At 59.8% G+C, this 8,390-nt stretch carries 3 protein-coding genes; all 3 read left to right on the top strand.

Going from position 1 to position 8,390, the window contains the following annotated elements; all coding sequences use genetic code 11:
* The first annotated feature begins 188 nt into the window (after nucleotides 1-188).
* Nucleotides 189-2,978 (top strand): cation-translocating P-type ATPase, encoded by a 2,790-nt coding sequence (locus NW840_RS08865; RefSeq protein ID WP_414343728.1) that lies wholly within the window; start codon nucleotides 189-191, stop codon nucleotides 2,976-2,978.
* Nucleotides 2,979-3,222: 244 nt separating this feature from the next.
* Nucleotides 3,223-7,545, top strand: coding sequence for a PAS domain S-box protein (locus NW840_RS08860; RefSeq protein WP_414343726.1), 4,323 nt, complete (start codon nucleotides 3,223-3,225; stop codon nucleotides 7,543-7,545).
* 34 nt (nucleotides 7,546-7,579) lie between these two features.
* Nucleotides 7,580-8,390: response regulator (locus NW840_RS08855; protein WP_414343725.1), on the top strand; the 811-nt coding region annotated here is incomplete at its 3' end.

Below are 8,390 nucleotides of genomic sequence, written 5' to 3'. Positions count from 1 at the left end.
CTTCCGCATTCCTCCCGACACTGACCCTACGGGTACAGTGCGGGGCTCCTGCGATTTCTAGCTGAAGATGATCCCAGCCGCTGGCGCCAGAAGAGCTATGGCCCGAACAACTGGGGAGATGACAAGAATCCTCCCCCTCGAGGGCGGGGAGTATGTCAAAATGCGGCAAGAACCCTCGAGTGGTCGCGATGATCCCACCGGATGGATCCCCCCTTGCTTCTGTTCCTGCCTGGCATAGCCTCACCCTTGCCGCCGCCATCCAGAAGTTGCAGACCGATCCCGATCGTGGCCTCACCACTCAGCAGGTGATCCAGAGGCAGCGGCAATATGGCCCCAATGAGCTGATCACCACTTCTGGCCGTAGCTCCTGGCAAGTCCTGCTGGATCAATTCCGCAACATCATGCTGCTGATGCTGATCGCCGTAGCGGCGATCTCAGCCACTTTGGACTTGCAAGAAGGCGAGTTTCCTAAAGATGCCCTGGCCATTTTGTTGATCGTTGGCCTTAACGGTGGCCTGGGCTATTTGCAAGAAAGTCGGGCGGAAAAAGCGCTGGCGGCCCTGAAAAAACTGGCCTCCCCTACTGTGCGGGTGGAGCGGGATGGCCTGTGGCAAGAAGTTCCAGCCAGCCAACTGGTGCCGGGGGATCGCGTGTTGCTGGAGGCGGGGGTGCAGATCCCAGCCGATGGGCGCTTGGCCGAGGCCGTGAACCTGCAGGTGCGGGAAGCAGCTTTGACCGGAGAAGCCACCCCTGTAACCAAACAGGCAGATTGCGTACTCCCGCCGGACATCGAGCTGGGGGAACGGCGCAACATGGCCTTCATGGGCACCGAAGTGATTCAGGGGCGAGGGATCCTCTTGGTTACTGCCACCGGCATGAACACGGAGCTGGGCAAGGTGGCGAAGCTGCTGCAAACGGTGGAAAACGAGCCCACTCCCCTGCAGCGGCGCATGAGCCAACTGGGCAATGTGCTGGTGTCGGGATCCCTGGCTTTGGTGGCCCTGGTGGTGGGGATAGGGTTGCTGCAAGCCGGGAGTATGGCCCCTTTCACCTCGCTTCTGGAAACCTCCTTGAGCATGGCCGTGGCCGTGGTACCAGAGGGGCTGCCCGCGGTGATCACTGTCACCCTGGCTATTGGCACCCAACGCATGGTGCGCCGCCATGCCCTCATCCGCCGCCTGCCAGCAGTGGAAACCCTGGGATCCGTCACCACCATCTGCTCCGACAAAACCGGCACCCTCACGGAAAACAAAATGGTGGTGACCGACATCGTTACCCCCGACCGCCACTACCACGTCAGCGGCAGCGGTTACATCCCCAAGGGCTCCTTCTACTGCGGCGGCCAGCTCATGGATCCGGAGAGCGCCCCAGATTTGCAGGCCATCTTGCGGGCCGTGGTGTTCTGCAACGATGCCCTGTTGCAGGCCAGTCTCCAACCTGTTGCCGGGCGTAACCCTCGGTCTGCAGTTTCTTCCCCCCCTTCAACGCCCACCTGGTCCATCCTGGGGGATCCCACCGAGGCCGCCCTGCTGGTGGCAGCCGCCAAGGCCAACCTCCACAAAGGCTCTTTACAGGAGCGCTACCCACGGGTGCAGGAGCTCCCCTTCAGCTCGGAACGAAAACGCATGAGCGTGGTGATCCAAGAAAACGGCGGCTACTGCGTCTACATCAAGGGATCCCCAGAGCTGGTGCTGGAGCGGTGTGATCGTATCCAGAAAGGGGGCACTTGGCAGGAACTGTCGGAAACCGATCGCCAAGCCATCCTCGGCACCAACAACCGCCTGGCCGCCCAAGGTATCCGGGTTCTGGGGGTAGCCACCCAGAGGCTAGAGCGGATCCCGGACAACGGGGAAGAGGTGGAGCACAACCTGGTTTGGCTGGGCCTGATGGGGATGCACGATGCTCCGCGACCAGAGGCACGAGAGGCCGTGGCCCGCTGCCGAGAAGCCGGGATCCGCACGTTGATGATTACCGGCGACCACCAACTGACAGCTGTTGCCATTGCCCGCCAGCTGGGCATTCTCGAGTCGGAGGATCAGGCGATTGACGGGCGTACCCTCTCCCGCTTGAGTTTCGAGGAGCTGCTGCAAACGGTACAAACCGTCAGGGTCTATGCCCGCGTCGCCCCCGAACACAAGCTGCGCATTGTCCAGGCCTTGCAAAAGCAAAACGAGTTCGTGGCCATGACCGGGGATGGGGTCAACGACGCCCCTGCCCTGCGCCAAGCGGATATTGGCATCGCTATGGGCATCACGGGCACCGATGTGAGCAAAGAGGCCAGCGATATGGTGCTGCTGGACGACAACTTCGCCACCATCGTGGCCGCCATTGAAGAAGGGCGAGTGGTCTACAGCAACATCCGCCGCTTTGTGAAGTACATTTTGGGCAGCAACATCGGTGAGGTGCTGACGGTGGCTGCTGCCCCCATCCTGGGCTTGGGGGATGTGCCGCTGACACCCCTACAGATCTTGTGGATGAACTTGGTGACCGATGGCCTGCCCGCTCTGGCCTTGGCTTTGGAACCGGCGGAGCCAGGGGTGATGCAGCGCCCCCCCTTCAACCCCAAAGAGAGCATCTTCGCCCAGGGGCTGGGAGCCTACATGGTGCGCATCGGCGTGGTTTTTGCCATCTCCACAATCCTCATGATGGCCATTGTGGAAGCCTACATCCCCCACTGGCGCACAATGGTCTTCACCACCCTGTGTATCGCCCAGATGGGCCATGCGCTGGCCGTGCGCTCCAACGAGAAGCTCACCATCGAGACCAACCCTTTTTCCAACCCCTACCTGCTGGGCGCGGTCCTGACCACTCTGCTCTTGCAATTGGCTCTGCTCTATGTGCCTTTCTTGCGCAGCTTCTTTGGCACAGAGGAGCTAACCCGCACTGAACTTTTGATCTGCTTGGGCTTTAGCACCGTGGTTATGGTCTGGGTGGAGTTGGAAAAACTCTACTGCCGCTGGCGCAAGGGATCCCGCTGACTCTTCACAATTATTTTTCTTCACAATAAAGCATCTTCACAATAAAGAGTCTCTCTCCCTACTGCACCCAGAAACAAAGCTTTGAGCCAAGACTCATTTCCCCAAAAAGCCACTCTTGAGGAATCCTGCCCATTGCATAGAGGCCATTTCCGCAAGTTAGCTGAGCTTCCCCTTTTGACCTCCAAGATAAGCTGGAAAGACTTGCTGGGATACTGTGGAAAGGGGGCAGGAATCTCTGGGTTCTATGCACAGAGAGCTATGGGCGGTAGGGAAAACGGTGGGCCTGGTGGATCCCTCTGGCCTTGCCTTTTGGCTGCTGGGATCCCTCTTCTTGGCTCTCCTGCTGCTTGGCGTCAGCCTGGGGGAAAGTCAGCCGCTTTCTGTCTTCAGAGGGATCCTGGGATGCCTTTCTCGAAGATTTCCCTTCCAACCTCCTAGAGGCACCCCCAGCCCAGAGGCTCGTTTTCGGGCAGCCTTGGAAGCCAGCTTGGATGCTATTTACCTGCTGGAGGCGGTGCGGGATCCCGTTACCCGCGAGATCATCGACTTTGTCTTTGTGGATGTCAACGCCAAGGGGGAAGAGCTCATTTCCCTCCAGCGCCGGCAGATCATCGGCCAGCGGCTGTGCGAGCTGCTGCCCATCAACCGCTGGGGGGGCTTTTTTGAGAAATACAAGCGAGTGGTGGAAACCGGCATTCCTCTGGAAGAGGAGTTCCCCATTTCGGGGCAGCCGGGCTTGAAGGCCAGTTGGATCCATCACCAAGTGGTGCCGGTGGGCGATGGGATCCTCATCACCAGCCGCGACATCAGCGAGCGGGTCAAGATGGAGCGGGCTCTACAGGAAAGCGAGTCTCGCTACCGCGCCCTCTACGAGGCCATTCCCGACTTGATTTTTGAGCTCAGCGCCGAGGGAGTCATTCTTCATTGCAAGCCTTCCCCTTACGTTCCCACCCGACATCCGCCTGAGTTTTACGTGGGTTGCCGCGCCCAAGACGTGTTTACTGGCTCGCTGAAAGAGCAGTATCCATCTCTGGCGGAGGGGGCCTTGGTCAGCCAGACGCCGCAGTACCTAGAGTACGAAGTTGAGATTGAGCCGGGGATCCGCTGCTATCGGAGAGCCTGCGTTGTCGCTCACGGGAGAGACAAAGTTTACATCCTGGTGCGAGATATCACCGAGCGGAAACAGGCGGAGTTGGCCCTTAGAGAAATGGAAGCCACCCAGCGGGCCATTCTCCAAGCCATCCCCGACCTTATTGTTCGCCTGAATCGCCAGGGCATCTGCCTGAGTTTTATTTCCGGCGGCGATGTCCATCTTGACTGCCCAGCAGAGCGCCACTTAGGTCGATCCCTCCAGGAGATTCTGCCGCCAGCGCTGGCAGAGCAGCGGCTTTTCTATGTTCAGCAAGCCCTTGCCACCCAAACCCAACAGCGCTACGAGTACAGCATTGAAGTTCAAGGGGAGGTACGCTACGAAGAGGCCCGCATTGTCCCTCTCAACAGCCAGGAAGTCCTGGCAATCGTGCGGGATATTACAGAAGCCAAGCAGGCAGAGCTGGCCTTGAAAGCCGCTGAACAGGTGCAGCGAGCCATTCTAGAAGCCATTCCCGACTTGATCTTCCGCCTGGATAGCCAGGGCATCTGCTTGAGCTTTGTCTCGGGGGGCGAGGTTGTTCCCTATAGCTCACCCGACACCTACGTGGGCCGATCCCTGCAGGAGCTTTTGCCACCGGAGTTGGCCGAGCGGCGGCTTTTCTTTGTTCAGCAGGCTATAGCTACCCAGACGCGGCAGCGCTACGACCAAAGCATCGAGATTGAAGGGGAGACCCGCCACGAAGAGGTGCGCATTGTGCCCCTCAACCCCCAAGAGGTGGTGGTGATCGTCCGCGATGTAACCGACAGGGTGCGATCCCAGCAGGCCGTCCAGGAAAGCGAGCAGAAGTTCCGGGCTCTGTTTGAGAATGCCGCTGTGGCCATCCTCATCCGTCATGCAGAGACGAGCGAGATCCTGGAGGCCAACTCCCAAGCCATTGCCGCCTACGGGTTTTCCAGCCTGGAGGAGCTGCGGGCCTTCGACACTTTGGAGCAGTCTCCCTATCGCCAGGCTCTTCGGGGCGGGGAGTTCTCGCTGCAGTCCTACTTGGAGCAAGCCCGCCAGCAGGGATCCGCCCGCTTTGAGTGGCAATGGCAGCGGCAGGATGGCCGAGTTGTCTGGGAAGACGTGTTTGTGCAGCCCCTTGTCCTGCGCGGGATCCCGTGTTGGGTATTTACCGCAGTAGACATCACTGCCCGCAAGTCGGCAGAAGCGGAGCTGGAGCAGTTTTTCTCGGTGGCTCTGGATTTGCTCTGCATTGCCGATGCCCAAGGGTACTTTCGCCGTCTCAACCGCGCCTGGGAGACCACCCTGGGCTATTCCCTGCAGGAGCTCCAGAGCCGACCGTTTTTGGAGTGGGTTCATCCGGACGACCTCCCCGCCACGCAGGCCGCCATGCAGCAGCTTGTCGAAGAGAAACGGCTGGATCACTTCGTCAACCGCTACCGCACCCAGGACGGCAGCTATCGTTTCATCGAGTGGCGAGCCTTTTTGGCCGGATCCCTGATCTACGCCGCCGGGCGGGATATCACCCTAGCCAAGCTGGCAGAAGAGCAGATGAAAGCAGCTAAGGAAGCTGCCGAAGCCGCCAGCCGGGCCAAGAGCGAGTTCCTGGCCACCATCAGCCACGAGATCCGCACCCCCATCAACGCCATTTTGGGGATGACCAGTCTACTCCTGGACACCTCCTTGGATCCGCAGCAGCAGGATTGGGTACAGACCATCCGCTATGGAGGCGAGGTGCTGCTGAACCTAATCAACGACATCCTCGATTTCTCCAAGATCGAGTCCCAAAAACTGGAACTGGAGGAAATACCCTTTTCCTTGCTGCAGTTGGTGGAAGAGCTGCTGGATTTGATGGCCGCCCAAGCCCAGAGCAAGGATCTGGAACTGGTGGCTTGGGTGGATCCCAGCCTGCCGCCAACCTTGATAGGGGATCCCAACCGGCTGCGCCAAATCCTGGCCAATCTGCTCAGCAACGCCATCAAGTTCACCCCCCAGGGAGAGGTAGTGGTGACGGTCGAGGCAGGGGAGAGGGATCCTGAAAAGCAATGGGTCAACGTTCAGGTGCGGGATACAGGCATTGGCATTCCCCCCGAAAAATTGGATCGCCTCTTCAAGCCCTTCAGCCAGGTGGATAGCTCCATCAGCCGCCAGTTTGGGGGCACCGGCCTGGGCTTGGCCATCAGCCAGCGTCTCTGCCAGCTCATGGGGGGAGCAATCGGGGTGGAAAGTCAGCCGGGCCAGGGATCCACTTTTCGCTTTCGCATCCCCCTAAAGAGGCCAGACCAGGAGCTGTTGCCAACCGCCGCACCGGATCCGTGCTTGGCCGGCAAGCGGGTTTTGCTGGTGGAAGACAACGCCAGTCAACGGCAGTTGCTATCCCGACTGCTGAGCGCTTGGGGCATGGAGGTAACCTGTTGTGCCTTGGCGGCAGAAGCCCAGGCTGCAGTTAGAACTCGTCCTTTTGACCTGGCCCTTCTGGATGCCACCCTGCCAGACCGGGATGGCTTGACCCTGGCGGCTGACCTGCAGACAGCGCAACCCCGCCTGTTACCGCTAGTGCTGACGGGGCGCAACTTCATCTCCACAGCAGACCCTCTCCCCACTTTGGCCAAGCCGGTCAAAGCCTCCCAACTGCGGAAGCTGCTGCTGGGGCTTGTGGGAGAAAAAGCTCCTTCCTCCTTATCTTCCTCTCCCGCCGCTCCTCCCTCCATTTGGGACGCGACCCTGGCCAGCCGCTACCCGCTTCAGATCCTGGTGGCAGAGGATAACCCAGTTAACCAGAAGGTGATTCGCCTCATGCTGGAGCGATTGGGCTACCGGCCCGACATAGTCGGCAACGGTCTGGAAGCCGTCCAAGCTCTGCGCCTGCGACCCTACGATCTGGTGTTGATGGATATGCAAATGCCGGAGCTGGATGGTCTTGCGGCCACCCGTCGCATCCGCGCTGAACTGCCTCCTGAGCGCCAGCCTCGCATTGTTGTCCTCACGGCCAATGTGTTTTCGGAAGGCCGTGCTGCTGCCCAAGCTGCTGGGGTAGATGGCTATCTAACCAAACCCTTGGAGCCAGCCGCCCTAGTCCGGGTTCTTCAGGGATCCCTTCCCCTTCCCATCCCGGCCAGCCAAGAAGAGGATCCGCCCCTCGACCCCGTTATCCTCGCCCAGATGCGGGCAGTCTTCAGCTCTCCAGAAGCCTGGCAGGAGATGATCCAAACCTACCGGCAGGACAGCGAAGCTCTATTGGGATCCCTGCGGCAGGCCCTAGAGCAGCGGGATCCCCAAGCCATTGCTCGGTTGGCCCACCGCCTCAAGGGCAGCAGCAGCACCCTGGGCGCCAAACGTCTGGCCGAGCTGTGTCAGCAGTTGGAAAAGCTGGTTCATGCCGAGCCAGCCAGTTCTGTAAAATGGGATACTATAGAGCAAGCCCTGCAGAAGCTGGAGGTGGCATATCGGCAAGTTATCCTCAGTCTCTGAGTGCAGAGCCTTTCTCCCTCTCCTCTCGATGCCTATGCTGAGGCCCAATCCCCATCCTCCAGCCGGCTCGTCGCCGGTAGGCCCTCTTCCCGGGGCACAGCCGGGATCCCCCTCGCCTGAAAAGAAGCCGTTGGTGTTGGTGGTGGACGATGAGCGCAGCCAGCGGCTCTTGGTTTGCTATGCACTTGAGCGAGAAGGCTACCAAGTTCTAGAAGCCAGCAGCGGCGAAGTCTGTCTGCAGCTAGCCGCTCAACACCCAGTGGATATGGTGTTGCTGGATGCGGTCATGCCAGATTTGGATGGGTTTGAGTGCTGTCGCCGCCTCCATGCTCAAAACTCGGATCTGCCCATTCTCATCGTCACGGCGCTGGAAGATGAGTCCTGCGTGGATGAAGCCTTTGCTGCCGGGGCCAGCGATTACATTTCCAAACCCATTCGCTGGTCGGTTTTGAAGCGGCGCATCCGCCACCTGATCCAGGCCAGCCAAGCCCAACGCCATCTGCGGGAACTCAACCAAGCCCTAGAAGCCAAAGTGCAGGAACGTACCGCCCAGCTGGCCTGCCAGGTACAGGACTTGCAGCAGCTCAGCCGCCTTAAGGATAGCTTTCTGGCCAGCGTTTCCCACGAGCTGCGCACCCCCCTCACCAAGATCAAGCTGGCCCTGGAACTGTTGGGCCGCACTCCTCTCAACGAGAAGCAGTGCCAATACCACCGCATCGCTTTGGAAGAGTGTCAGGCTGAAATTGAGCTGATCAACAAGTTGCTGGATCTGCAGGGCCTGGAAGCCAAGGAGTTGGGCTCTGCGGCTGCCACCATCGATCTCCACAGCCTTTGCACAAGCCTGC

The organism is Synechococcus sp. R5-13 (assembly GCF_047462015.1).
Classification (GTDB): Bacteria; Cyanobacteriota; Cyanobacteriia; order Thermostichales; family Thermostichaceae; genus Thermostichus.
This window is presented reverse-complemented; position numbering and strand designations above follow the sequence as displayed.